This window comes from Candidatus Devosia phytovorans, assembly GCA_029202405.1.
Lineage (GTDB): Bacteria > Pseudomonadota > Alphaproteobacteria > Rhizobiales > Devosiaceae > Devosia > Devosia phytovorans.
The window spans coordinates 2,531,456-2,555,478 of sequence record CP119312.1 but is presented as its reverse complement, the minus strand read 5'-3'; the positions used below and the strand labels follow the sequence as shown (position 1 = coordinate 2,555,478).

Genomic DNA, 24,023 nt, shown 5'->3' with positions numbered 1-24,023 from the left:
CGCCCTTGCATGGCCGATCATTCATGCCCAATTCATTGACGACGTGACATGATCTGGTCCGCGGTGACTGCTATGGTCTCCAGCGTGGCAGCTTGCCGGAGATGCGATGACGATGCCCAGACTTGCCGTCCTTCTGGCCCTGGCCACACTGCCGATCCTGCCGGCCGCGGCGGAACCGTTTCACCACTCCTCCGGCGAATTGCGCGAATATCACCGCGACTGGCTGGCCGCCTGTCCCGATCTCATCAATGAGGATGCCACCGACTATTATGGGTTTTCCTGCTTCGCCAGCACTGGCAGCCAGGAACTCAACAGCGCCAGTCTGCCGGCTTACAAGCTGACCATCATGCGCAACCGGCTGAGCGGGGATCTCAATATTGCCGTGACCGTTGCGGCAGACGGAGTGGAGGCAGACACCAGCCGGCCCCTGGTCATGAGTTTTGCCGGTGAGGCGCCGCAGAGCTTCGACTTCAGCACGGATCTTGAAACCCGCTACAACACCGTCAACCAGTTCTATGTGGCGGACCCGGCGAAAGTGGAAGCCCTGCTGGAACGGATGAGGGAGCGCAATGCGGTGACGCTGACCGTGCCGCTCAAGGGCGGCAGCGTTGCGAGCAAGTCGGTCCGCCTCTCGCTGCGCGGCGTCATGGCCTCCATCGACTTCATGGCCGCCAATGCCCGCAAGGTCTCGCAATACTAGCGGGTGGCCCAGGCTTCGATTGAGGCAAGCAGCGCCGGGACATGCTCGGGGAGATGCGCTTCCTCCGCAAGTTCCCAAAGGCGATGCACGGCGGTCAACAGATCGACGCGTGCCCGGTCGATCTGTCGGCCGGTGATCGCTTCATAGGCTGAAATGATCCGCTCGGTCAGGTCGGGCGAGATCATGCTGGAATAGAGAAAATCCTGGTGCAGCGGCCCAATGCCGGAGTCGGCAAAATCATAGACGCCATTGAGCTGGCCCAGCCCATGGTCGAAGGCCATGTTCCAGCCATGCCCATCGAAAAAGCCATAGGTCGTGCCATAGGGGTCGGGCGTTAGTGCGGCCCATTGGTCGAGAACCCCCTCGGCCCATGGCTTGAGGGCAGACGGCAGCACGGGCGCGATGCGGCTGCGGATGGCGTCGGCCGGCAGGAAGGCATCGACGGGCAGGGCGCCGGCTGCGGCAGCTGCCTCTGGTGGAATGGCATGCAGCCGCGCATAGAACAGGCCCAGTTCCTCGCCCATTCGTTGCCGCTCGGCCTCGCCAAGCTGTTCGTACTGCGCCGCCAGAAGATGTTCGCCGGATATCTTGACGTGGCGGGAAAACAGCTGCGGCGCCTCGAACAGTTCCAGCGCCGTGACGCGCATGGCGACAGCCGGGCCGACCACGCCCAGGATCGAAGATTCGCGCCGCAGCGCCTCGGCGGCGAGCGGATCACGGGGAAACTTGAAGATCAGCCTGTCATCGACATCGACGGCCACGCTATCCCAGCCTTCGGACAGCAGCGTGAATGTACTCCCGGCCAGCTCGGGGAAACGGGCGACGATGATCGCCTTGAGCGTATCGAGATCGAATTGCGATTGCGGCACGTCATCCTCCCGTTGACCTGAGCCAGGTTTTGCTGTCGGTTCGCGCCACTCTTCCTAGTCCCGCCTGTCTTTGTCCGGAACCCCTCATGATCCTCAAGCCGGGCGCTGCGCTGCTCTTTGATATCGATGGCACGCTTGCCGATACCGATCCGCTGCATCTCAAAGCCTTCAACCAGACCTTTGCGCCCTATGGGCATGTGATTGACGAGCAGCGCTATGCGCGGGAAATCCAGGGCCTCGCCAATGTCGCGATAGCGGCGCGCTTCGTGCCGCATTTGCCGCCCGACGAAGGCATGAAGGTGCTGGACGACAAGGAAACGCTGTTTCGCGAACTGGCGCGCACGTCGATCCACGCCGTGCCTGGTCTGTTCGAACTGCTCGACATGGCCGACCAGCTGAACCTGCCAATGGTGGCGGTTACCAATGCACCGCGCGCCAATGCGGATCTGATCCTCGATGGGCTGGCCATCCGCCATCGGTTCCAGGCGGTGGTGATCGGCGCCGAACTCGCGCATGGCAAGCCGCATCCCTTGCCCTATCTCGAAGGTTTGCGCCTGCTTGGTGCGCAGGCCTCGGCTTCCGTCGCCTTCGAGGATTCCCGCACCGGCATTGCCTCGGCAACGGCCGCCGGAATCGCGACGGTCGGCATCCGCACCAGCCTAAGACATGAAGACATGCTTGCGGCCGGAGCCGTGTTGTCAGCGGACAGCTATGCCGATCCCGAGCTGCGGGCGCTGATCGCCAAAACCATCGCTTGGGCCTAGAACAGGCTCATCTGCTTGTCTTCAAGGCGTGGCGCAACAAACAGGTCGTTGCGCAGCCCGGGCAGTCTGACGTCGAGGCTATAGCGCTCCCGTGCCTTGTCGAAACGCTGGCGCAACAGGGTGGCATAGGGGCCTTCGCCGGTCATGCGGGTGCCGAAACGGCTGTCGTAATCCTTGCCGCCGCGTGTATCGCGCACCAGCGACAGCACATGGCGCACCCGGTCGGGGAAATGGCGCAGCAGCCATTCGCGGAACACGTCGCGCACTTCGCCCGGCAGGCGCAGCAGGATCATCGAGGCACTGGTTGCGCCCTGCGCCTTGGCGGCATCGAGAATGCGCTCGAGCTCCATGTCATTGATCGCCGGGATCATCGGCGAGGCAAACACCGCCACCGGCACGCCAGCTTCACTGAGCAGGCGAATGGCTTCGAGCCGCCGGGCCGGGGAGGAGGCGCGCGGCTCCATCTTGCGGCTGAGCTTGTGATCCATCGACGTCATGGAAATGGCGACCTTGATCAGACCCAGTCTGGCCAGCTCGGTCAGAATATCGAGGTCGCGGATGATCAACGCCGACTTGGTGGTGATCATCACCGGATGCTTCGTTTCCAGCATGACTTCGAGAATGCCGCGCGTCAGCCTGTGCTTGCGCTCGGCCGGCTGGTAGGGGTCGGTGTTGGTACCCATGGCGATGGGTTTGACCCTGTAGCTCTTGGCGCCAATTTCAGCACGCAGCGCTTCGACGGCGTTGACCTTCACATAGATGTCGCGTTCGAATTCGATCCCGGCGGAGTGGCCGAGGAAGGCATGCGTCGGGCGGGCATAGCAATAAGAACAGCCATGCTCGCAGCCGCGATAGGCATTGATCGAGCGCTCGAAGCCGATGTCGGGGCTGTCATTGGTGGTGATGATCGTCTTGGCACGCTCGACATGTTCGACCGTCTCGAAGATCGACAGCGGTTCGACATTATCCCAGCCGTCATCGAACCCCTCGCGCTTCTGCTTTTCGAACCGGCCGCTGATATTGCTCTGCGCACCACGTCCGCGAATGCGGTCGGGATCGAGCAATTCGCGGCGCGCCAGGTCGGCGTCGCGGCTGCGGCTGAGCTTTTCGAGGGCTTCGAACGAAGGGGCCTGATAGAGGGCCATGGGGCATCTCCTGTCGGACGCGCAACGGTCGAATCGTGACCATAAAACGCGTGTCAGGATGTAGCAGTTCCAGTGGAACAAAACAAGAACAACAACATCTACCTGTGCCATATATGGACATGAACGCGGGGCATGAGAAGGCGTTGTGGCAATAAAATGCATCGCAGAATTGCGATAGAGTGGGTGGACGCCCGCCCATGCCGGGGCTACACACCCACCGCCCAGATCCGCGCCGCGCGCGGACGATGACGCTGATGGCACTGGAGGCTTGGGGCTCCGACCTGCTGCCTGCTGTCACGTACTGTCACACAAATCCTCAAGAATGTTGTCGAAAGCCGGGACTGCGGTTCGTCGCCATGACGAGCCTGCCGATTGAATGTTGAGGGAAGATCATGACGAGCGACGCAACGACTTTTGAGGCCATGCCGGTCGATATGGCTGCAGTGGAAGATCATTCCGCGCGCAATCGCCTGGTTATCGCCCTGCTGCTGGTTTCGGCCTTCGTGGTCATTCTCAATGAAACCATTATGGGCGTGGCCGTGCCGCACCTGATGGGCGATCTTGGCGTAACCGCCGGCGCCGCCCAGTGGCTGACGACCGGCTTCCTTTTGACCATGGCCGTGGTCATCCCGATCACGGGCTATCTGCTGCAGCGCCTCAACACCCGTCCTGTCTTCATGCTGGCGATGAGCTTTTTCACGCTTGGCACGCTGATCTGCGCTGCCGCTCCCGGCATCGAATTGTTGATCACAGGCCGTGTGGTGCAGGCCATTGGCACGGCCATCATGATGCCGCTGCTGATGACCACGGTAATGAACCTGGTGCCCGCCGAATCGCGCGGCAAGACCATGGGCAATATCTCCATCGTGATCTCGGTGGCGCCCGCCATCGGTCCGACCATTTCCGGTCTCGTGCTGTCGGTGCTGGAATGGCGCTGGCTGTTCATCCTCGTCCTGCCCATCGCCCTCGGGGCGCTGGCACTGGGCGTTTCGCTGATCAAGAATGTCAGCATGCCAAGCAAGGCACCGCTCGACATCGTGTCGGTCCTGCTTTCGATCGTCGGTTTCGGCGGTTTCGTTTACGGCCTGTCGAGCCTGGGTGGCGGCGCAGGCCATGGTCCGGCACCGGAGGCAACGGAAGCGGTTGTCGCCGCCGCGCCTCTGTTCCCGACCTGGCTGCCGATCCTTGTCGGCATTGCCTTCATCGCGCTCTTCGTCTTCCGCCAGCTGTCGCTGCAGAAGACCAACCGGGCCCTGCTTGACCTGCGCACCCTGACCTCGAAGAATTTCTCCGTCTCGGTGGTGATGATGGCGGTGCTGATGATCTCCATGTTCGGTGCCATGATCCTGCTGCCGATCTACCTGCAGAGCGTTGTCGGCCTGACCACGCTGCAGACCGGCCTGCTCATGCTGCCCGGCGGCCTGATCATGGGTCTCTGCGCGCCTTTCGTCGGCAGCCTTTTCGACAAGATCGGCCCGACCCCGCTGGTTGTGCCGGGCGCTATTTTGCTCAGCCTCGTCATGTGGGGCCTGACGCTGGTCGGCCAGGATACGCCAGTCTGGGCGCTGCTAGCCGGTCACGTGGTGATGAGCATTGGCCTGGCCATGATGTTCACCCCGCTTTTTACCGCCAGCCTTGGTTCGCTGAAGCCGCAACTCTATTCGCATGGTAGCGCGATGATCGGCACGGTGCAGCAGGTGGCCGGCGCCGCAGGCACGGCGCTGTTCGTCGCGCTGATGACGCTGCAGACGGCGACCATGGTTGCTGGCGGCGCCGAGGAGATTCCGGCCCTCGCCAGCGGCATTCGTTCAGCCTTCTTTGTCGGCGCAATCATCTCGCTTTTTGCTGTGGCTGCGGCCTTTTTCGTGCGCAAGCCAGCCAATGCGGCACCGGGCATGGCCCACGGCCACTAGGCTCAAAAATCAACCCAAAACGGCGCCTTCGGGCGCCGTTTCTTTTTGCCGGGGAAGGGCGCAGACTCGATCTAATCTGGCGAGGAATTGTTAAGAACCCACGCCTAAGCCTGCCGTGGTCCAGCCCTCGGCTGGTTCGGAGACAGACGTGGACACCTTCAGCAATTTCGCCTTCCTGTTGCCCATTTCGATGGCGCTGTTCGGCATCGTATTTCTTGTGCTGGGGACACTCGGGCAGGAGACGGCGAAGGCCTGGGGTCTGGCCTTCATCTTTGGCGCGCTCAGCTATATCGCGCCCCTTCTGCCGGTGCCGGTCCAGCTGCAGGCGCTGTTCGGCAATGCTACGATCCTCGTCTCGTTTTTCTATTATGGCGAAGCGCTGCTGCGCCATTTCAACGCCCCGCGCCGGACCAGCGCCCGCGTGATCTTCTGCCTGTTCGCCTATGCCGCCATCACGGGCATCATCGTCGGGCTCAACAACCTGGCGCTCGAGTTGACAGTCAGCGACATTGCCGTCTCGCTCCTCCTAGGCGTGCCCCTGGCCATGGTGTTGCCGCAGGCAAAGTCGCCGATGGACCGCGTGCTGGTGACTGTTGCCGGCATCGTCGTGCTCGACATCGTCGTGCGACTCTTCGTCTTCAATGTGGTGGTTGGTCTTAGCGCCGACCTCGCCGATTTCGCCGGCTCGTCCTACACCTATTACATGCAGGTCAGCGTCGGCGTTCTGAGCGTGGCCTTCGCTTTGGCCGGCTTCGGCTCGGTGGCTTTTGCGACGCTGGATCAATATCGCAGCGCCGCCGAGCAGGATCCACTGACCAATCTGCTCAACCGTCGCGGTTTTGACCGCGCGGCCGGTGCTCTCACCATGGCGCAGCGGCTCGGCGGCGTGGTCATGGCCTGCGACATCGATAGCTTCAAGCAGGTCAATGACAGCTTTGGCCATGCCTCGGGCGATCAGGTGTTGCGCGGGCTGGCGGACTTGCTGACGTCGCGTTTGCCGGGCAGCGCCGTGGTGGCGCGCTTTGGCGGCGAGGAGTTCGTGGTCTTCCTGCCAGACATGCCGCTGGCCAGTGGCGCTGCCCTCGGCCAGTCGATCCGCGCTGAATTCTCGGCGCGTGACTGGCGCCAGGCCGACGTGCCGCGCCAGATTACCATGAGCATTGGTGTTGCCGCTCCGCTCGAAAGCGAAGGCTCGGTGCATGATGCCCTCGCTCGCGCCGATCGTGCGCTCTATGCCGCCAAGAGCGGCGGGCGCAACCGAGTCATGATCGATGCCGGTGAGGCCTATATGCCCGAGTTGCGGATCGTACCAGCTGCCGAAAGCTCGGCCGCCTAGCGCTCATCGAGCCGTGGCATCAGCTCGACGAAATTGCACGGCTTGTGCCGGTAGTCGAGCTGGTGGGTGAGGATGCCCTCCCAGGCATCGCGGCAGGCGCCGCGCGAGCCGGGCAGACAGAAGACGAAGGTCGTGCCGATAAGGCCCGCCGTGGCGCGGGACTGGATCGAGCTGGTGCCCACAGTGGTGGCCGAATACTGGTGGAACAGCACCGAAAAGCCCTCCATCCGCTTGTCGAACAGCGGCTCGATGGCCTCGGGCGTGATGTCGCGGCCTGAAAAGCCGGTGCCGCCGGTGGTGAGGATCACATCGACATTCGGGTCGGCGACGAAGCCCTGCACGGCCGCGCGCACCAGTTGGACCTCATCGCGCACCACGACGCGCTCATGACAGCCGTGGCCATCAGCTTCCAGCAGCGATTTCAGCAAAGCACCGCCTGTATCGGTCTCAAGCGTACGCGTATCGGATACGGCGATGACTGCAATGGAAAGGGGCTTGAAGGCCCGGTCTTCAAACCGTTCCGTTTTGAACATTGGGCCTGTCCTCGCTTTGCGTCATCAGTTCTTCGGGGACAGGCGCTTCGGCATGACCCATTTCGGGGCTCTCAATATCAGCACGCGGGTCGAGTACCAAGGTCTCGGGCGTGACCTGCTTGTCATTGCCCATGGGCTGGAACGGCGCGCGATCGGCGGCATCGAGGCTCTTGCGCTGGCTCATGCGCCAATAGGCAAAGCCGGCGATGATGGCGTGGAACAGGGCGGTGACGATGAACAGCGCTGCGGGCGTGATGGCGCCCATCAGCAGCGACGCGATGGTCGGGCCAATGGCAAGGCCAATGCCCAGGATCAGCAGCATGCCACCGGCAACCCGTGCGAACTCGCCGTCGCGGGCAAAGTCATTCGCATGCGCCACGGCGATCGGATAGAGCGGATTGGCGGCAAGGCCATAAAGCGCAAATAGAATATACATCAGCCAGCCGGCAGCGGGATTGATGATGACGATCAATGCGCCGGTGACGGCAGCGGCCGCCCCGAGGCCCACCATGACCATGCGGCGGTCGATGCGGTCGGACAGCCGGCCGAGCGGGATCTGCCCCACGGCGCCTGCAATGGCGGCGATGGCAAAAAGAAAGGCGATGCCGCCGGCATCGAGCCCCTGTTCATAGCCATAGACCGGCGCCAGCGTGCCGAAGGCGCCATTGGCCATGCCGCAGCACAGGGCGGCCGCGGCGGCGACCGGCGAGGTGCGGATGAGGAGGCGAAGGTCGAGCTTGGCCGAAGCCAGTGGCCGAGGCTGCGGGCTGGAGGTCAGGGCTGTGGGGAGGAGAGCGCAGATGAAACTGATGGCGCCGACGATGAAGGGGATGTAGCCGGCCGTGCCGGTGACCGACATGGCCAGCTGGCCCACCGTCGAGGCCGCCATGTTGATCGTCGTATAGATCGAAAAGATCGTGCCGCGGCTCTTGTTCTCGGCAACCTCATTGAGCCAGCTCTCGACAATCATCGCCGCGCCGGCAAAGCAGAAGCCCGACAGCGCGCGCAGCAGGATCCAGCTGATATCATTGACCAGCATCAGGTTGAGCAGGATGGTCACCGTGCCAATGGCGGCCATCACCGAAAAGGCGCGGATATGGCCCACCTTGCGCACGATCATCGGCACGGCGATCGACCCGGCGACAAAGCCGACCGACCAACCCGTGCCGATCAGGCCCAGCGCAAAGATGGAAAAGCCTTCTTCGGCGCCGCGCACCGATAGCAGCAGGCCCTGCAGGCCACCTCCGAACATGAGCAATGCGGAGCCCAGGAACAGGGCGTAGATCTTGATAACTGAGGCCATGACGCTTTCGGCTGTGCTGGATCTGGATAACGTTGCAAATCACGCAACGATGACCATAGCGCGGCGTTCCGCGATTGGGAGTGCCGAATTGGCAGAAGTGGTGGGATTATTACCGCGCACCCATCATCAGCAGCACAAAGCCAAGGACTTCGTTGAGCTTTTCGTCCTCTAGCTGTCCGATAACCTGGCCTATCTTGTGCCGATCGACCGATGTTAGCCGGTCCACCATCGCCTGCGAGGTGATCTTCAAGCCATTAGCCAAGGACGGCTCAATGGTGACGCGAATGAACGACGCTTCCTGGAGGGTACTTGTGAGCGGCAGGATGACCAACCGCGAGCTGACCGCTATGAGCGCCGTTTCCATAAGCACGATCGCCGGTCTAGGCTTGCCCGTGTCGCCCGGCAACACCGCGCTGACAAGACTACCTCTCATCATAGGGAGGCAGATCCAGATCCTCTAGTGCAGCTTGGCTGAAGCTTTCGATCGACGGGTCTTGGGCGTCTGATTCTGCCACCAGACGGACCTGACGAGCATATTCTTCAACAAGGCCCGGTGCGTCGACGTCGGGTACCCAGATTGTCTTGGGTACCAACCCCTTGGCGCGCATGGCGGCTTCGTCGATTTCGGTGTTTCGCTTGGCAGATCGGGACATCTGGTCCTCCGCTGAGGCCCTCAATATAGGCCCCGGCGCAAAAACCTTCAATCGAGCCCCAGTTCGGCGATCTTGAGCTTGAGGCTGAGCATGTCGCGCCAGGCCTGCTGTTTGGCGGGTGGGTTGCGCAGCAGATAGGCCGGGTGGAGGGTGGGGATGGCTTGCACCGCATGCTTGCCGATCGTGACGTCGCTCCACTTGCCGCGCATCTTGATGATGCCATTGGTGGTTTCGAACACCGTCTGCATGGCCGGACCGCCCAGCGTCATAACGAGCTTGGGCGCGACGAGTTCGACCTGGCGATGCAGGAACGGCAGGCAGAGCGCCATTTCTTCCGGCGTCGGCGTGCGATTGCCCGGCGGACGCCAGGGCACGGTATTGGCGATATAGACCTTGGTCCGGTCGAGCCCGATGGCGGCCAGCATGCGGTCGAGCAATTGTCCGGACTTGCCGACGAAAGGCTTGCCCTGCCGATCCTCTTCGGCGCCCGGAGCCTCGCCGATCAGCATGACCTCGGCGTCGGGATTGCCATCGGCGAACACCAACTGCGTGGCGCGCAACTTCAGGCCGCAACCATCATAGGTCCCGAGAATGGTCTGCAGCTCTTCTAGAGTCTTGGCAGAAGCCGCCAGGCTCCGCGCCTCGGCCGGATCGCCGCCAAGCGGGGCGGGGGCCTGCGGTACCGGCTGTGCCGCCTGCTGGTTGTTCTGCGCAATGGCCTGCGGCGCCACCCGCGGCGGCGGGCGCTGGGCGAAGCGATCGACCGGCTCTTCGCCCACGGCAATATCCACGCCCGCGGCTCGATACCAGTCGAGCACGCTGAGCATTTCGTCGTGATTTAGCGGTCGCGTTTCGGCCATGTTCTCTGTTATGTCACAGCCCGATTGGCGCGGCCACCCGCGCCTGCACCATCAGGATAGTTGAGGCATTCCTATATGGCAGAGGCGGGTACGCGCGAAACCCTTTCGACCGACGTTTTGATCGTCGGCGCAGGGCCATCGGGTCTTGCTGCGGCCATTCGCATCAAGCAGCGCCACCCCGAGATCGCCGTGACCGTGGTGGAAAAGTCTGCCGAGATCGGTGGGCATATCCTGTCCGGCGCGGTGATGGACCCCAAGGGGCTCGACGCGCTGATCCCGGACTGGCGCCTCAAGGGCGCGCCGGTGGGGCCGGACGTGACCCGCGATACCTATCACTATATCACCGATAAGCTCGACCTCAGCCTACCGCATTGGCTGATGCCGCCGCAGCTCAAGACGCCTGGCGCGGTGATCGTCAGCCTCGGGCGGCTGGTGCAATGGCTGGGCGAACAGGCGGCCGAACTGGGTGTCGATATCTTCCCGATGACCGCGGCGGTGGATGTTCTGCAATCGCCCGGCGGCCCGGTGCGCGGCATCATTACCGGTGATCTGGGACGTGATGCCGAGGGCAATCCCAAGTCCGGTTTTGCCGAGGGTATCGCGCTTGAAGCCAAGTATACGCTGGTTGGCGAAGGTGCACGGGGCTCGCTGGCCAAGCAATTGATGGGCGATTATGCGCTGGAGCAGCAGCCGCAGAAATATGGTCTGGGCATCAAGGAAGTCTGGCAGATTTCTGCCGATCGGCATGCAGCTGGCCGGGTCGACCACTATCTTGGGTATCCGCTCGACAATGCGACCTCGGGCGGCGGATTCGTCTATCACGCCGAAGACAACAAGCTCTATGTCGGGCTGGTGACCTATCTCGATTATGCCAATCCGACGCTGTCGCCCTTCGACGAGTTTCAGCGCTTCAAGACCCACAGGTCGGTCGCGCCGCTGCTCGAAGGCGCGACGCGCATCAGCTATGGCGCCCGCGCGGTGACGGCTGGCGGCTGGCAGTCGATTCCGACCCTGGCCTTTCCTGGCGGTGGCCTGGTCGGCTGCGCTGCCGGCTTCATGAACGCGCCGCGCCTCAAAGCCATCCACAATGCCATTCTCTCGGGTATTGGCGCGGCCGATGCTGTTGCCGAAGCGATCGGCAATGGCCGGCAGCACGATGTGATCGAGGATTTCGGCCATCGCGTCATGGCGACTGGTATTGGCGCCGAGCTCAAGGGGGTGCGCAACGTCAAGCCGCTGTGGACGCGGTTTGGCACGGTCATCGGGGCCCTGGCAGCCGGGGCGGAGCTTTGGATTTCGGCCATTCTTGGCCGATCGCTGTTGGGAACGCTCAAGCACGGCAAGGCGGATTACCTGGGTCTGAAACCCAGGGGCGTTCTGCCGGAGCGAACCTATGCCAAGCCTGACGGCAAGCTGACCTTTGATCGGTCTTCCTCCGTCTATCTGGCCAATCTGGCGCATGACGAGGATCAGCCGGTCCATCTGCGCCTCAGCGATCCCGCCGTGCCGGTGCGCGACAACCTGCCAACATATGGTGAGCCTGCGCCGCTCTATTGCCCGGCGGGCGTCTACGAGATGGCCGAGGAGGGCGTTACACCCGTCTTCCGCATCCACGCTGCCAACTGCGTGCATTGCAAGACCTGCGACATCAAGGACCCCGCCGCAAACATCACCTGGGTGCCGCCCGAGGGTGGCAGCGGGCCCAATTATAGCGGAATGTAAACGCCTCTGGTTCACGCTATAGCGCGCGCCCTTGCGGCGCAGTCCCAAAACGGACAATCTTCGCCGCCACAACGGGCTTCTGGCCCATGGGAGTTTCGAGCCTCGTGATTTCGCTTCTGAACCGTTTTGCCCGTCCGGCCTTTGTCGCCATCCTGCTGTCGGCCACGGCGCTCCAGCCGGTCCATGCAGAGTCGGTAAAGACAGCGCAGTCCAGTCCCCTGGCGCAGTTCAACCTGATGCCACTGTTCCGGGCGAGCCCCACCGGTTCCTACATGGCGGGCCAGCAGGCGTTGCAGGATCTGCGCACGGATGAAGCCGCGCGCTATTTCGACAGTGCAGCCAAGGCCGATTGGGAAAATCAGCTGATCGTCGAGCGCTCCTTCATCGCCTTTGCTGCCGATGGCCAGATCGGCCAGGCAGCGCAGACAGCCAAGCATCTGCTGGATCTCGATCCCAAGAACGAACTGGCCGAACTCGTCGTCGCCACCGAAGCGCTCAAGGAGCGCCGCTATGGTGCAGCCGAGCGCCTGCTGGGCGCCATCGGCCAGGATACGTTCACCGGCATCACCGCCAGCATCCTGCAGGCATGGGCGCTGGTTGGCGACAACAAGCCCGAAGAGGCCGAAGCGTTGCTCGACAAGCTCGGTTCGACGGGTCTCGAAGATTTCCTCGTCTTCCATCGTGCCCTGATGGCCGAGGCGGCTGGCGAGACGGACAAGGCGATCGAGCTGGCTGGTCAGGCCTTCGATACCGAGCCCTATGTCGCCCGCATCGCCGAAGTCTATGCCCGCATCCTTGCCAATGCCGGCAAGTTTGACGAAGCCAAGGACGTCATCACCCAGTTCGAAGACCAGGGCCTGACCCATCCCATTGTCACCCTGGTCAAGGAACAGATCGAAAAGGGCCAGCGCCCGGGCGTTTTCGCGACCAATGTGCAGGTGGGCGCAGCCGAGATGTATCATGGCATCGGCGTGGCCCTGTCGCGCGATGGCAGCCTCGACCTGTCGCTGGTTTTCCTGCGCCTCGCGCTCTATCTCGATCCATCGGCCGACGTCGTCTCGTTGGCGCTGGGTCAGCTGCTCGATGCCGCCAACCAGCATGAAGCGGCCAATCGTATCTACGAATCGGTGCCAGTCAATTCGCCGATGAAGCCGACCGCCGTGGTGCGCGTCGCCACCAATCTCGATGCCCAGGGCGATCGCCCCGAGGCCATCCGGCGCCTGGGCAATATCGTCACCAGCCGGCCTGACGATCTTGACGCCGTCTCGGTCTATGGCGACCTGCTGCGCTATGACGAGCAATATCTAGAATCGGCCGATGCCTATACCAAGGCGCTTGATCTGACCGGCGGCGACAGCCCGACCGACTGGCGCTTCTACTATGTGCGCGGCATTGCCTATGAGCGGGCCAAGGAATGGCCCAAGGCGGAAGAGGATTTCCTCAAGGCCCTCGAACTCAATCCCGACCAGCCGGCCGTGCTCAACTACCTGGGCTACAGCTGGATCGACCAGGACATGCATCTCGAGCCGGCGCTCGAAATGATCGAAAAGGCCGTCGAGGCACAGCCACAGGATGGCTATATCGTCGATTCGCTTGGCTGGGCCTTCTACAAGCTCGGCCGCATCGAAGAGGCCGTGGCCACGCTGGAACAGGCCGTGCTGCTGCGCCCCAATGATGCCGAGATCAACGATCACCTCGGCGATGCCTACTGGAAGGCCGGTCGCAGGCTCGAAGCGCGCTTCCAGTGGAACATTGCCTCCTCGGTCGACGAGGAAGGCAATGTGAAGGAACGCACGGCACCCAAGCTCGCCGATGGCCTGACCGAAGAAAACGAGACCGAATAATCCCCATGGTCGAGCTGATCGTCCAACTGGCGCCGGCCAAGGTCAACCTTGCGCTGCACGTCACCCGACGCCGTGAAGACGGCTATCATGATCTCGAAAGCCTCGTGGTCTTTGCCGATCTGGCCGACGAACTCGAAGCCGTGCCGGCCGCAGAGGACCGGCTGACCATCTCGGGCCCCTTCGCCAAGGGTCTGGGCGCGGGCGAAACCAACCTTGTCATGCGGGCGGTCGCTGCTTTCCGCAAACGCTGGCCCGATGCGGTCGCGGGCGGGCTGACGCTGCGCCTCGTCAAGAACCTGCCGGTTGCTGCGGGCATTGGCGGCGGTTCGGCTGATGCGGCGGCCGCACTGCGCCTCATGGCATCGCTCTCCAACCAGCCGATTGCGCTGGCCGAACTGGCTGACATGGCGGCCGGCCTTGGCGCTGATGTGCCGGCCTGCCTCATCTCCGCGCCTCTCGTGGCGCGCGGCGTCGGCGAGGTGCTGTCGCCGCTGCCCGAATTTCCGGCCTGCCATATCGTGCTGGTCAATCCGATGGTGCCACTGGCCACGGCCGATGTCTTCCGGCGTCTGCGGGCACATGACAATTATCCGCTGCCCGAACTGCCCCAGCCGCTGACAAGGCCGGCACAGCTGGGCATCTGGCTGGCCGAGACGCGCAATGACCTGCAGCCACCGGCGGTCAAGCTGGTGCCGATCATCGGCGATATCGTCGAGGAACTGGCGGTCACGCAGGGCTGCGTCCTGGCGCGCATGTCCGGGTCGGGCGCCACGGTCTTCGGCCTGTTCGGCTCAAGCGGCCAGGCGCACCAGGCCGCACAGGTCATGCGGGCCAGCCACCCCGACCATTGGGTCGCGGCAGCGCCCTTGCTCATTCCCTAGAACTAGTAAGCGCGGCTGACGCTATATTCCACGACGTCGCCGAGCAGGGTGCGCATCGCCGACGGCGGCAGCACCTCGAGCGCGGCCTGGGCGGCGCGGGCATGCCCGTTGGCCTTGTCCAGCGTGCGTGACAGCGTCTTGTGGCGTTCCATGATGGCGACGACGTCGGCCACCTGTTCGGTGGTCGCTTCAGGGTCGCCAAGCGCCTTGGTCACCACGGCCTTCTCGGCCTCGCTGCCTTCCGAAAGCGCCAGGATGACGGGCAGGGTCATCTTGCCCTCGCGCAGATCGTCACCGACATTCTTGCCCAACGTGCCGGACTGGCCGCCATAGTCGAGCACGTCGTCGACCAACTGGAAGGCATTGCCCAGCTCGAGGCCATAGCGCGCCAGCGCCTCGCGGCCGGCATCATCGGCGCCACCTGACATGGCGCCCACTTCACAGGCCGCCTGGAACAGCACGGCCGTCTTGGCGCGGATTACTTCGGCATAGTCTTCCGGCGTTGTCGTCAGGTCGCCGGTCTTGGCGAGCTGGAACACTTCGCCCTCTGCCATCACCGCCGATGCGGCCGACAGCACGCCGAGCGCACCGATATTGCCGGTCTCGACCATCATCATGAAGGCCTGGCCGAGCAGGAAGTCGCCGACGAGAATCGACGCCTTGTTGCCCCAGACCATGCGGGCCGCCGGCTTGCCGCGGCGCATGTCGCTTTCATCCACGACATCGTCGTGCAGGAGCGTCGCATTGTGCATGAACTCGACGGCGGCGGCGAAATTGATCGCGCTGCCATTGCCCTGGTCAAACAGCTGGGCCGCTGCCACTGTCAGCATGGGACGCAGCCGCTTGCCACCGCTCTCGATCAGATAGCGCGCCAGCTCCGGCACCATTTCGACATGCGAATCGGCGCGGCTCAAAATCAGCGCATTGACCTTGGCCATGTCAGCCTCGGTCGCCACCAGCAGCCGCTCGATCGGATTCGCGGCCGGCGCTTCTTTCATCTGCGTCAGAACTGACAACTCTTGTTCCGTCCTAAATTGCCACACCGGCAAATCTGGTTGAGCCGGGTGTATTAGCGCATGTATGGTCGCGCCAAAACCGGCCTTTCAGGGTGCGATGTCCCTAGACCAGCCTTCGGGCTTTGTAAAACACCAATCCATTACGCGCGACGCCTTTTTGGGCGGTCGGCTCACTCTGTCGCAGCCTGAGCACGGATTTCGCGCGGGTCTGGACAGCGTTTTGCTTGGTGCGGCGGTGGGCGAGGGGCGAAAAACCCTGCTCGACATGGGCTGTGGCGTTGGTACCGCGGCGCTGGTGGCGCTGGCACATAACGCGGATGTGACGGGGACGCTGGCGGATCGCAATGCGGAGATGTTGGCGCTGGCCCGGGTCAATGCCGACGAGAACGGTCTTGCCAGTCAGGTGCAGATCATTGAGGCCGATGTTACGGCCAGGCATGCCGATCGGTTGGCCGGCGGCATGCTGGACAATGGCTATGACGTGATCATCGCCAATCCGCCCTTCTTCACCGATGGTGCGGGGACGCCGGCGGGTGATGCCGGCCGGGCTGGGTCGCGCCATATGCAGGCCGAGGCACTCGATGTGTGGATCAAGACGGCGGCGAGTGCGGCCGCTGCCGGTGGCGAGATCATCTTCGTCTTTCCCAGTGAAAATCTGACAGCCCTGCTGGCTGGTTTCGAGCAGCGCTTCGGCGCCGTGACGGTGCTGCCGCTGTCGCCGCGCCCCGGCCAGCCGGCCAACAGGGTACTGATCCGTGGCATCAAGGGCTCGCGCGCGCCGCTGACCCTGCTGGCAAGCCGGGTGCTGCATGGCGAAGGGCGGAGTTTCGCGCCCGAATTCGATGCAATCTTTCGGGGAACGGCCCGCCTCGTCTGGTAATCGCGGGCGCCGCATCCTAAGTCTGGCGGAAAGCAACAAGGATCGAGCATGGCCGATTTGACCAGCCCGAAGCGTAACTGGCTGCAGCGCCTTCTGGGCCGCGGCAAGACTATCATCCCCGTCGTCCGTCTGCAGGGCGTCATTGCCGCCGAGCAACGTCAGGGCAGGCTCAATATCGCCACCGTCGGCCCGCTGCTGAAACGCGCCTTTGCCATCAAGTCGGCCCCGGTCGTCGCCATCGTGGTCAATTCCCCCGGTGGTTCACCCGTGCAGAGCCGGCTGATCGCCAAGCGCATCCGCGATCTCGCCACGGAACACGACAAGCGCGTGCTGGTCTTTGTCGAGGATGCGGCGGCTTCGGGCGGTTATTTCATCGCCGTGGCCGGCGACGAGATCATCGTCGACCCTAGCTCCATCGTCGGCTCGATCGGCGTCATCATGGCCGGCTTCGGCTTTGTCGGGACGCTTGAAAAACTTGGCGTTGAACGCCGGGTCCATACCGCCGGCAACAACAAGTCGACGCTGGATCCCTTCCTGCCGGAGAAGGCAGGCGATGTGGAACGTATCAAGCAGTTCGAACTCGATATCCATCAGGTCTTCATCGATTTCGTCAAAGCCCACCGCGTCGGCAAGCTCAAGGCGGATGACGAGGTGCTGTTCACCGGCGAATGGTGGACCGGCCTGCGCGGCGTCGAACTGGGTCTGGTCGACGCCATCGGCGACCTGCACGAGACGCTGACCGCCCGCTACGGCAAGGACATCGAACTCAAAGCCATCGCGGCGAAACGCCCGCTCTTCAGCCTCCCGCGGTTTGGTTTCTCGACCGAAGGTCTCAGCAGCGACGTGGCGGCAACGATTGAAGATCGCGCCACCTGGGGGAGGTTCGGCCTGTGATCTGGCGTGTCATTCTCCTTACCGTCATCGGCCTTGCCATCCTCTGGGGCATCAGAAAAATCTGGCGCGACTGGACCGGCCATTTCAACGCGGAGGAACAGGAACAGCGCCGCCTGCGCCGTGAGCGCGACCTTCGCGACCGTCAGCAGCCGGGCGTGATCGACCTCAAGCGCGACGAAGACGGCACCTTCCGTCCGGGCGATGACGACAAACGCCGTTGACCGCACCGGGCGGTCAAACTAGAGGTTTGTCCCGCATATTAGGGACTGCCAGATGACCAACCGCCCCGCCCATATGGACCCGAAGAATTCCTTCCAGGGTCTGATCCTGACGCTGCAGCAATTCTGGGCGGAGCAGGGCTGTGTCGTGCTGCAGCCCTATGACATGCAGATGGGCGCCGGCACCTTCCACACCGCGACGACGCTGCGCGCGCTGGGGCCAAAGCCCTGGAAGGCTGCCTATGTGCAGCCGAGCCGCCGCCCCAAGGACGGCCGCTATGGCGAAAACCCCAATCGCCTGCAGCACTATTACCAGTTCCAGGTGATCCTCAAGCCATCGCCCCCGGACATTCAGGAACTCTATCTCAAGTCACTGGCCGCCATCGGGCTCGATGCCGGCCTGCACGATATCCGTTTCGTCGAGGACGACTGGGAAAGCCCGACGCTGGGCGCCTGGGGACTTGGCTGGGAATGCTGGTGCGATGGCATGGAAGTGAGCCAGTTCACCTACTTCCAGCAGGTGGCCGGCTTTGAATGCTCGCCCGTGCCGGGCGAGATCACCTATGGCCTCGAACGCCTCGCCATGTATGTGCAGGGCGTCGAGAACGTCTACGACCTCAACTTCAACGGCGGCACCGGCGACGACAAGGTCACCTATGGAGACGTCTTCCTGCAGAACGAGCAGGAGAGCAGCAAGTACAACTTCGAAGCGGCCGACACCGAAATCCTCTTCCGTCACTTCGCCGATGCCGAGAAGGAATGCCGGGCCATTCTCGCCAAGGGCGCCGAGGGCAATCGCCAGACCATGGCGATTCCTGCTTACGAGCAGGTGGTCAAGGCCTCGCACAACTTCAACATGCTCGACGCCCGCGGCGTAATCTCGGTCACCGAGCGCCAGAGCTACATCCTGCGCATCCGCGAACTGGCCAAGAGCTGCGGCGAAGCCTGGCTGCAGACGGCAGGCGGCGGCGCCGAATAGCGCCGCCTCGCCGCAACCCTCAGGCTATGTCGCGTTTCTCGACATAGACGCCATAAATTGCCGTGAGGATGCTGACGCCGACCATCAGCTTGATCCAGCCGGTCACAGTGGACCAGGCAATGACCAGGACATCGCCTCGCAAAATTTCGAGCGGTAGATCGACGACAAAGGTCGCGACTGCGCAGATGATGGCGAGCAGCAGAAGATCCCAGGTTGCCCCTCTGGTCGCCGCCCACGCCTGCCCAACGCCGCCAGGTTCTCCCAGCGCTGCAGCGGGGAAAAGCGGTGCGAGGCGGTATGTGACGAGCAGGGTTATGCTGAGGCCCACCAGCAATCCGATGACCATGATGATGGGATTGCCGCCGCTGATGCCAATGAACAGCATGATGACCAGTAGCCCCACAAGCATCAGCAGTCCGACCTGCACGCCGCGGCCGAAATAGGCCAGGATTCGATCGCCGCGAAAGCCCGGCACCAAAGCGTTGGTTGTTTCGTCTCGCAACACAAATCGGTGCCAGCCAATTGCGATCCACATGTAGAGGATGCCAACCATAAGGGTGGCAGGTATCCACTGCCAGGAAGGCACAAGGCGCCCTTCGACGACGGTGGGCGGAAACACGAAAAAAGTGCCAAACGAAATCACGGTGGCGACCAGATAGAGCAGACCGGAAACACGCAGCGCGTCGCCGAGCTGGGTGAAGACGAGGCGAAGCGAATGCAGGAAGATGCGGAAGCCCATGGATGCTGTCGTCCCAAGGGCGCGTGTCGACGCTCTGGATCAGCCGGCCCCCTTCAGCCAATCCGCAGAGACATGCATAGGCATAAAGCCCGGGCCTGACAATCTCGTGGCAAGTGAAATGGCCGCCATTGCCAGTCTGGTGGGCGAGTGCCACTCTCCGCGCCAAATGTTGCGGGAGAGACGTCATGGGTTGGATTGTCATTCTGGTGCTCGGTGCCGTCATCGGCGTGGCCGTGGTCATGTACAATGGCCTGGTCAAGAACCGGCAACTAGTGGAGGAGGGCTGGTCGGGCATCGATGTGCAGCTCAAGCGCCGCACCGATCTCATCCCCAACCTGATGGAAACCGTGAAGGGCTATATGAGCCATGAGCGCGAAACGCTTGAGGCCGTCACCAATGCCCGCGCTGCGGCCACCAGCGTCGCCAGTGGCACCCCCGAGCAGCGCGCGGCGGCCGAAGGCCGGCTCTCGTCGGCCCTGGGCCGGCTGATCGCCACGGCAGAGGCCTATCCCGATCTCAAGGCCAATACGACCTTCCTCGAATTCCAGACGGCGCTGCAGGGAGTCGAAGAGGAAATCCAGATGGCACGCCGCTATTACAACGGCGCGGTGCGCAACATGAATGTCATGGTGGAATCGGTCCCGTCCAACTTCATCGCCGGTCCCTTTGGCTTCAAGACAGCGCAGTATTTCGAGCTGGAAAACGAAAGCGACCGCGCGGTGCCCCAGGTCAAGTTCAACTGACCATGCGTCTTGTGCTGCGTTCGCTTGCTGTCCTGCTGCTGGGCCTCCTGCTGGCCCTGCCGGCGCTGGCGCGCGAGGAAATCCGCCAGTTCAACTCCGATGTCGTGCTCGCGACCGACGGGACGGTGACGGTCACCGAGACGCTGGAGGTCAATGCCGAGGGCGTGGAAATCCGTCGCGGCATCTATCGCGACATTCCGGTGGTCATGCAGGGCAGCGACGGCGGCAAGGTTCGGCCGGAGCTGGATGTCCAGTCGGTACAACGCGACGGTCGTGACGAGATATTCCGTGTCGAGCGCATGGGCAATTTCCAGCGCATCTGGATCGGCAATCCCGATGAATTCATCAGTCGCGGCAGCCATCGCTTCGTCATTCGTTACACGCTGACGCGCATGGCGCGAAGCTTTGAGGATCACGACGAGCTCTACTGGAATGCCACCGGCAATTACTGGATTTTCCCGATCCTGCAAGCCTCTGCCAATGTGACCCTGCCTGATGGCGCGGTGATTTCCAACCTCGCCGGCTATACGGGCGAAGTCGGCTCGACCGAGCAGGCCGTCGCCATCAAGCGGATTTCGGATACGCGCGCCAGCTTTCGCGCCAGCCGGGCGCTGGGGGCGGGAGAGGGGATGACCATTGCGGTGGCGTTCAACAAGGGCGTCATTGCCTTTCCGACCGGTCTTGCCGCGCTGCAGCAGCGGTTGGGCGATCTCAGCGAGGTTATCCTGCCGCTGATCGCCGCGCTGATCGCCATTGCCTACAATGCCCTGGCCTGGTTGCGCGTCGGACGCGACCCGGCCCGGGGCACGATCATTCCATTGTTTCATCCGCCCAAGGACTTTTCGTCGCCGCTGGTGAACTATGTGCACAAGTGGGGTTTTGACAATTCCGGCTGGACTGCGCTGACCGCGGCGATTTTCGATCTGGGCGTCAAAGGGCTCGTCGTCATCGACAATGCCGACGACAAGCTCAAAATCGAGGCGACCGGCAAACAGCCGGAAGACGCATTGGCGTCGGGCGAAAAATTGCTGTTCGACTATCTCTCGACCCAGGGCAAGCTGACCATCGACAAGACCTCCGGCCCGCAGATCGCCAGGAAGCGCGGCGAGTTTACCCGCGCCATCCAGAGCGAGAACCGCACGCTCTGGTTCAGGAACAACGTCGGCTTCTCCTTGCTGGGGGTTGCCCTAGGCATTTTGCTGCTCGCGGGCATGGTGGCGCTCGACGTGCTGACCCCAGAATGGCTGATCGGTGCCGTGGTGATCGGCATCGTCGGCGGCGTTGCCATCGCCGCCATCAGCAGTTTCCGCAAGGGCATCAAGTTTTCCAATTTCTTCCTGATCTTCTGGGCCGGCGTTTTCCTGTTCAACATGGGCTCCGCACTGCTCGATACCTTCAGCAGCGTCGAGATCAACACCGGCGCCATCGCGGCCATTTCCATCATCCTCGTGACGATCGTCTTTGCCGCGCTGATGCGGGCGCCAACCCTGCAGGGGCGCAAGGTGATGGACCAGATCGACGGGCTGAAAATGTATATCGAGACGGCCGAAAAGGAGCGGATGAACATGGCGGGCGTGCCGCCGATGACGGTGTCCCGCTTCGAGCGCATGCTGCCCTATGCCATTGCCCTGGGCGTGGAAAAGCCCTGGAGCGAGCACTTCGAAGCGGAACTGTCGCGTCATGCGGTGGAGGGCGTTTCGGGTAGCTACCAACCCTATTGGTATCGTGGCAGCGGCTCTCCCGGCTCGGCGACCCGCTCGGCCTCGTCCATGACCAATGCGGTGAGCGCCGCAGCGGCCAGCATGACGGCGGCCATGGTCGCGGCGCAGCCGGTCCAGGCCAGTTCCTCGGGCTTCAGCTCGAGCGGCGGTGGGGGCGGTTTTTCGGGCGGTGGTGGCGGAGGGGGTGGCGGTGGCGGCTGGTAATCGCAATAGACATCGCCGCCTGCCCAAGTTAAGCAAACCGCGCCTATCTCTTACCGGTATCCGCCATGCCCGAATTGCTGCTCGAACTCTTTTCCGAGGAAATCCCGGCCCGCTTCCAGCGCCGCGCCGCCGACGACCTCAAGAAAGCCGTCACCAATGCATTGGTCGATGCGGGTCTGGTCTATGAGGGCGCCAAGGCATTCGTGACGCCGCGCCGCCTGGCGCTGACCGTGACCGGCCTCCCGGCCCGTTCGCCCGACACGCGCGAAGAAAAGAAGGGCCCCAAGGTCGGCGCGCCGCAGCCCGCCATCGACGGCTTCCTGCGTTCGGCGGGACTGACCTCACTCGATCAGGCCAAGGTCGAGAGTGATCCCAAGAAGGGTGATTTCTACGTCGCCCAGATTGACAAGCCCGGCGCCGACGCCGTGTCGCTGCTGTCGGCCATCCTGCCGAAAATTCTGACCGATTTCGCCTGGGCCAAATCCATGCGTTGGGGCACCGGAAGCTTCAACTGGGTGCGCCCGCTGCGTGCCATCACCGCGACCTTCGGTTCTGAAAACGAAGACCCGGTGGTTATCCCCTTCACGTCGGGCGTTGTCGAAGCCGGCCAGACCACATTCGGCCATCGCTTCCTTGCCCCCGACGCCATCAAGGTGCGCCGCTTCGACGACTATGTCGAAGCGCTGGAACGCGCCAAGGTCGTGCTCGATATCGATCGTCGCAAGGACATTATTCGCACCGATGCCGACCAGCTGGCATTTGCGCAGGGCCTGACCGTCATCAGCGATGAAGGTCTGCTCGAAGAAGTGGCCGGTCTTGTCGAATGGCCCGTCGTGATGATGGGCTCGTTCGACCCGGCCTTCCTCGAGCTGCCCGAGGAAGTCATCATCGCCACCATCCGCGCCAACCAGAAGTGCTTCTGCCTGCGCGATGCCAGCGGCAAGCTGGCGCCGAACTTCATCATCACGTCCAACACCATTGCCAGCGATGGCGGCACGGTGATCACCGCCGGCAACGAGCGTGTCATTCGCGCGCGTCTCAGCGACGCCATGTTCTTCTACAACACCGACCTCGCACTGCCGATGGAGCATGGCCTGCCCAAGCTGGAAGAGACCGTGTTCCACGCCAAGCTCGGCAGTCAGTTCGCGCGCATCGAGCGGCTGGTCAAGCTTGCCGGCGAGATTGCCCCGCTGGTCGGCGCCGATCCCGAACGGGCCAAGCGCGCCGCCATGCTGGCCAAGGCGGATCTCACCACGCAGATGGTGGGTGAATTCCCCGAACTGCAGGGCCTCATGGGCCGCTACTATGCCGTGGCGCAGGGCGAGCCGGCCGACATCGCGACGGCCGTCGAAATGCACTACAAGCCGCTCGGCCCCACCGACAAGGTGCCGACCGAACCGGTGTCGATTGCAGTAGCCCTGGCCGACAAGCTGGACCTGCTGACCGGCTTCTGGGCGATCGACGAAAAGCCGACCGGCTCTCGCGACCCGTTTGCGCTGCGCCGCGCGGCCCTTGGCGTGATCCGCATCATTTCGGAAAACAACCTGCGCTTCCCGCTCAAGGTCGAAGCCGATCTTCTGGCCTTCTTCCATGATCGCCTGAAGGTGTCGCTGCGCGACGCCGGCGCCCGTCACGATCTGGTCGATGCGGTCATTTCGGCAGACAGCAATGACATTGTGCAGATCACCCAACGCGCCGAAGCGCTGTCAGCGCTGCTGTCATCGACCGATGGGCAGAACCTGCTCGCTGGTTACAAGCGCGGTGCAAATATCCTGGCGGCCGAGGAGAAGAAGGACGGCAAGGCCTATGCCGGTACTGTCGATCAGGCTTCGCTCCGCCTGCCCGAAGAGACCGCGCTCGCTTTCGCCGTCGACGCCGTTCATGACGCAGTGTCCAACCATGTGGCCAAGGACGACTACAAGGGCGCCATGGCCGAGCTCGCGACCCTACGTGCCCCGGTCGATGCGTTTTTCACTGCAGTGCTTGTGAATGACAGCGATCCGGCGGTCCGCGCTAATCGCCTGAACCTGCTGGCTCGTCTGCGCGACACCATGCATCTGGTGGCCGATTTCTCTAAGGTCGCGGGCTAAGAAGGGGAGGCGGGGC

23 protein-coding genes are annotated in these 24,023 nt (G+C 63.0%); 14 read left to right on the top strand and 9 right to left on the bottom strand.

Annotated features, from left to right (window positions below; genetic code table 11):
- Positions 1-106: 106 nt before the first annotated feature.
- Positions 107-700: a hypothetical protein gene (locus tag P0Y65_12635; GenBank protein WEK03049.1), complete on the top strand. Its 594-nt coding sequence runs from the start codon at positions 107-109 to the stop codon at positions 698-700.
- Here the strand turns inward: P0Y65_12635 and P0Y65_12630 are convergent.
- Positions 697-1,569 (bottom strand): aminoglycoside phosphotransferase family protein, encoded by an 873-nt coding sequence (locus P0Y65_12630; protein WEK03048.1) that lies wholly within the window; start codon positions 1,567-1,569, stop codon positions 697-699. The genes P0Y65_12635 and P0Y65_12630 overlap by 4 nt on opposite strands.
- Before the next feature lie 86 nt (positions 1,570-1,655).
- Between P0Y65_12630 and P0Y65_12625 the strand changes: the two genes are divergently transcribed.
- Positions 1,656-2,333: an HAD-IA family hydrolase gene (locus P0Y65_12625; protein WEK03047.1), complete on the top strand. Its 678-nt coding sequence runs from the start codon at positions 1,656-1,658 to the stop codon at positions 2,331-2,333.
- Here the strand turns inward: P0Y65_12625 and P0Y65_12620 are convergent.
- Positions 2,330-3,478 (bottom strand): PA0069 family radical SAM protein, encoded by a 1,149-nt coding sequence (locus tag P0Y65_12620; protein ID WEK03046.1) that lies wholly within the window; start codon positions 3,476-3,478, stop codon positions 2,330-2,332. The two genes, P0Y65_12625 and P0Y65_12620, sit on opposite strands and share 4 nt — an antisense overlap.
- A gap of 392 nt (positions 3,479-3,870) precedes the next feature.
- On the opposite strand from P0Y65_12620, the gene P0Y65_12615 reads away from it, so the two are divergent.
- Entirely contained in the window at positions 3,871-5,391 is a 1,521-nt protein-coding gene (locus P0Y65_12615) for an MDR family MFS transporter (protein WEK03045.1), read from the top strand.
- A 148-nt stretch (positions 5,392-5,539) separates the two neighbouring features.
- On the top strand, positions 5,540-6,727 hold the full coding sequence (locus P0Y65_12610) for a GGDEF domain-containing protein (protein ID WEK03044.1): 1,188 nt from the start codon (positions 5,540-5,542) through the stop codon (positions 6,725-6,727).
- Here the strand turns inward: P0Y65_12610 and moaB are convergent.
- The 5 genes from moaB to P0Y65_12585 all read right to left on the bottom strand — a co-directional run bounded on the left by moaB (position 6,724) and on the right by P0Y65_12585 (position 10,076).
- A complete protein-coding gene (moaB, locus tag P0Y65_12605) occupies positions 6,724-7,260 on the bottom strand; it encodes a molybdenum cofactor biosynthesis protein B (protein ID WEK03043.1) in 537 nt (178 codons plus the stop codon). The two genes, P0Y65_12610 and moaB, sit on opposite strands and share 4 nt — an antisense overlap.
- Positions 7,238-8,563 carry an MFS transporter gene (locus P0Y65_12600; GenBank protein ID WEK03042.1) on the bottom strand — a complete coding sequence of 442 codons (1,326 nt, stop codon included), beginning with the start codon at positions 8,561-8,563 and terminating at the stop codon, positions 7,238-7,240. The genes moaB and P0Y65_12600 overlap by 23 nt, the downstream gene beginning before the upstream one ends.
- Before the next feature lie 109 nt (positions 8,564-8,672).
- A complete protein-coding gene (locus tag P0Y65_12595; GenBank protein WEK06792.1) occupies positions 8,673-8,996 on the bottom strand; it encodes a type II toxin-antitoxin system PemK/MazF family toxin in 324 nt (107 codons plus the stop codon).
- The gene (locus P0Y65_12590) at positions 8,986-9,216 is read right to left on the bottom strand and encodes a DUF3018 family protein (protein WEK03041.1); all 231 of its coding nucleotides are present in this window, start codon (positions 9,214-9,216) and stop codon (positions 8,986-8,988) included. The genes P0Y65_12595 and P0Y65_12590 overlap by 11 nt, the downstream gene beginning before the upstream one ends.
- Positions 9,217-9,263: 47 nt before the next feature.
- Positions 9,264-10,076 (bottom strand): uracil-DNA glycosylase, encoded by an 813-nt coding sequence (locus tag P0Y65_12585; protein ID WEK03040.1) that lies wholly within the window; start codon positions 10,074-10,076, stop codon positions 9,264-9,266.
- A gap of 75 nt (positions 10,077-10,151) precedes the next feature.
- Here P0Y65_12585 and P0Y65_12580 point away from each other — a divergent pair, with 75 nt between their 5' ends.
- The 3 genes from P0Y65_12580 (at position 10,152) to P0Y65_12570 (ending at position 14,523) form a co-directional block, all read left to right on the top strand.
- Complete coding sequence (locus tag P0Y65_12580) at positions 10,152-11,798, top strand: electron transfer flavoprotein-ubiquinone oxidoreductase (protein ID WEK03039.1); 1,647 nt, start codon at positions 10,152-10,154, stop codon at positions 11,796-11,798.
- Between the two features lie 104 nt (positions 11,799-11,902).
- Positions 11,903-13,642, top strand: coding sequence for a tetratricopeptide repeat protein (locus tag P0Y65_12575; protein ID WEK03038.1), 1,740 nt, complete (start codon positions 11,903-11,905; stop codon positions 13,640-13,642).
- A gap of 5 nt (positions 13,643-13,647) precedes the next feature.
- Positions 13,648-14,523: a 4-(cytidine 5'-diphospho)-2-C-methyl-D-erythritol kinase gene (locus P0Y65_12570; protein ID WEK03037.1), complete on the top strand. Its 876-nt coding sequence runs from the start codon at positions 13,648-13,650 to the stop codon at positions 14,521-14,523.
- A gap of 2 nt (positions 14,524-14,525) precedes the next feature.
- On the opposite strand, the gene P0Y65_12565 is transcribed toward P0Y65_12570, so the two are convergent.
- A complete protein-coding gene (locus P0Y65_12565) occupies positions 14,526-15,521 on the bottom strand; it encodes a polyprenyl synthetase family protein (protein WEK06791.1) in 996 nt (331 codons plus the stop codon).
- A gap of 238 nt (positions 15,522-15,759) precedes the next feature.
- Here P0Y65_12565 and P0Y65_12560 point away from each other — a divergent pair, with 238 nt between their 5' ends.
- The 4 genes from P0Y65_12560 to P0Y65_12545 all read left to right on the top strand — a co-directional run bounded on the left by P0Y65_12560 (position 15,760) and on the right by P0Y65_12545 (position 18,510).
- A complete protein-coding gene (locus P0Y65_12560; protein ID WEK03036.1) occupies positions 15,760-16,419 on the top strand; it encodes a methyltransferase in 660 nt (219 codons plus the stop codon).
- Between the two features lie 48 nt (positions 16,420-16,467).
- Entirely contained in the window at positions 16,468-17,313 is an 846-nt protein-coding gene (locus tag P0Y65_12555) for a S49 family peptidase (protein WEK03035.1), read from the top strand.
- Complete coding sequence (locus P0Y65_12550) at positions 17,310-17,534, top strand: hypothetical protein (protein ID WEK03034.1); 225 nt, start codon at positions 17,310-17,312, stop codon at positions 17,532-17,534. The genes P0Y65_12555 and P0Y65_12550 overlap by 4 nt, the downstream gene beginning before the upstream one ends.
- 73 nt (positions 17,535-17,607) lie before the next feature.
- A complete protein-coding gene (locus P0Y65_12545; GenBank protein ID WEK06790.1) occupies positions 17,608-18,510 on the top strand; it encodes a glycine--tRNA ligase subunit alpha in 903 nt (300 codons plus the stop codon).
- A 19-nt stretch (positions 18,511-18,529) separates the two neighbouring features.
- Here the strand turns inward: P0Y65_12545 and P0Y65_12540 are convergent, their stop codons facing one another.
- Positions 18,530-19,249: a hypothetical protein gene (locus P0Y65_12540; protein ID WEK03033.1), complete on the bottom strand. Its 720-nt coding sequence runs from the start codon at positions 19,247-19,249 to the stop codon at positions 18,530-18,532.
- A 185-nt stretch (positions 19,250-19,434) separates the two neighbouring features.
- On the opposite strand from P0Y65_12540, the gene P0Y65_12535 reads away from it, so the two are divergent.
- From P0Y65_12535 to glyS, 3 genes are all read left to right on the top strand, one after another.
- Entirely contained in the window at positions 19,435-19,992 is a 558-nt protein-coding gene (locus tag P0Y65_12535; GenBank protein WEK03032.1) for a LemA family protein, read from the top strand.
- A gap of 2 nt (positions 19,993-19,994) precedes the next feature.
- The gene (locus P0Y65_12530) at positions 19,995-21,917 is read left to right on the top strand and encodes a DUF2207 domain-containing protein (GenBank protein ID WEK03031.1); all 1,923 of its coding nucleotides are present in this window, start codon (positions 19,995-19,997) and stop codon (positions 21,915-21,917) included.
- A 65-nt stretch (positions 21,918-21,982) separates the two neighbouring features.
- A complete protein-coding gene (gene glyS / locus P0Y65_12525) occupies positions 21,983-24,007 on the top strand; it encodes a glycine--tRNA ligase subunit beta (GenBank protein ID WEK03030.1) in 2,025 nt (674 codons plus the stop codon).
- Positions 24,008-24,023: the final 16 nt, after the last annotated feature.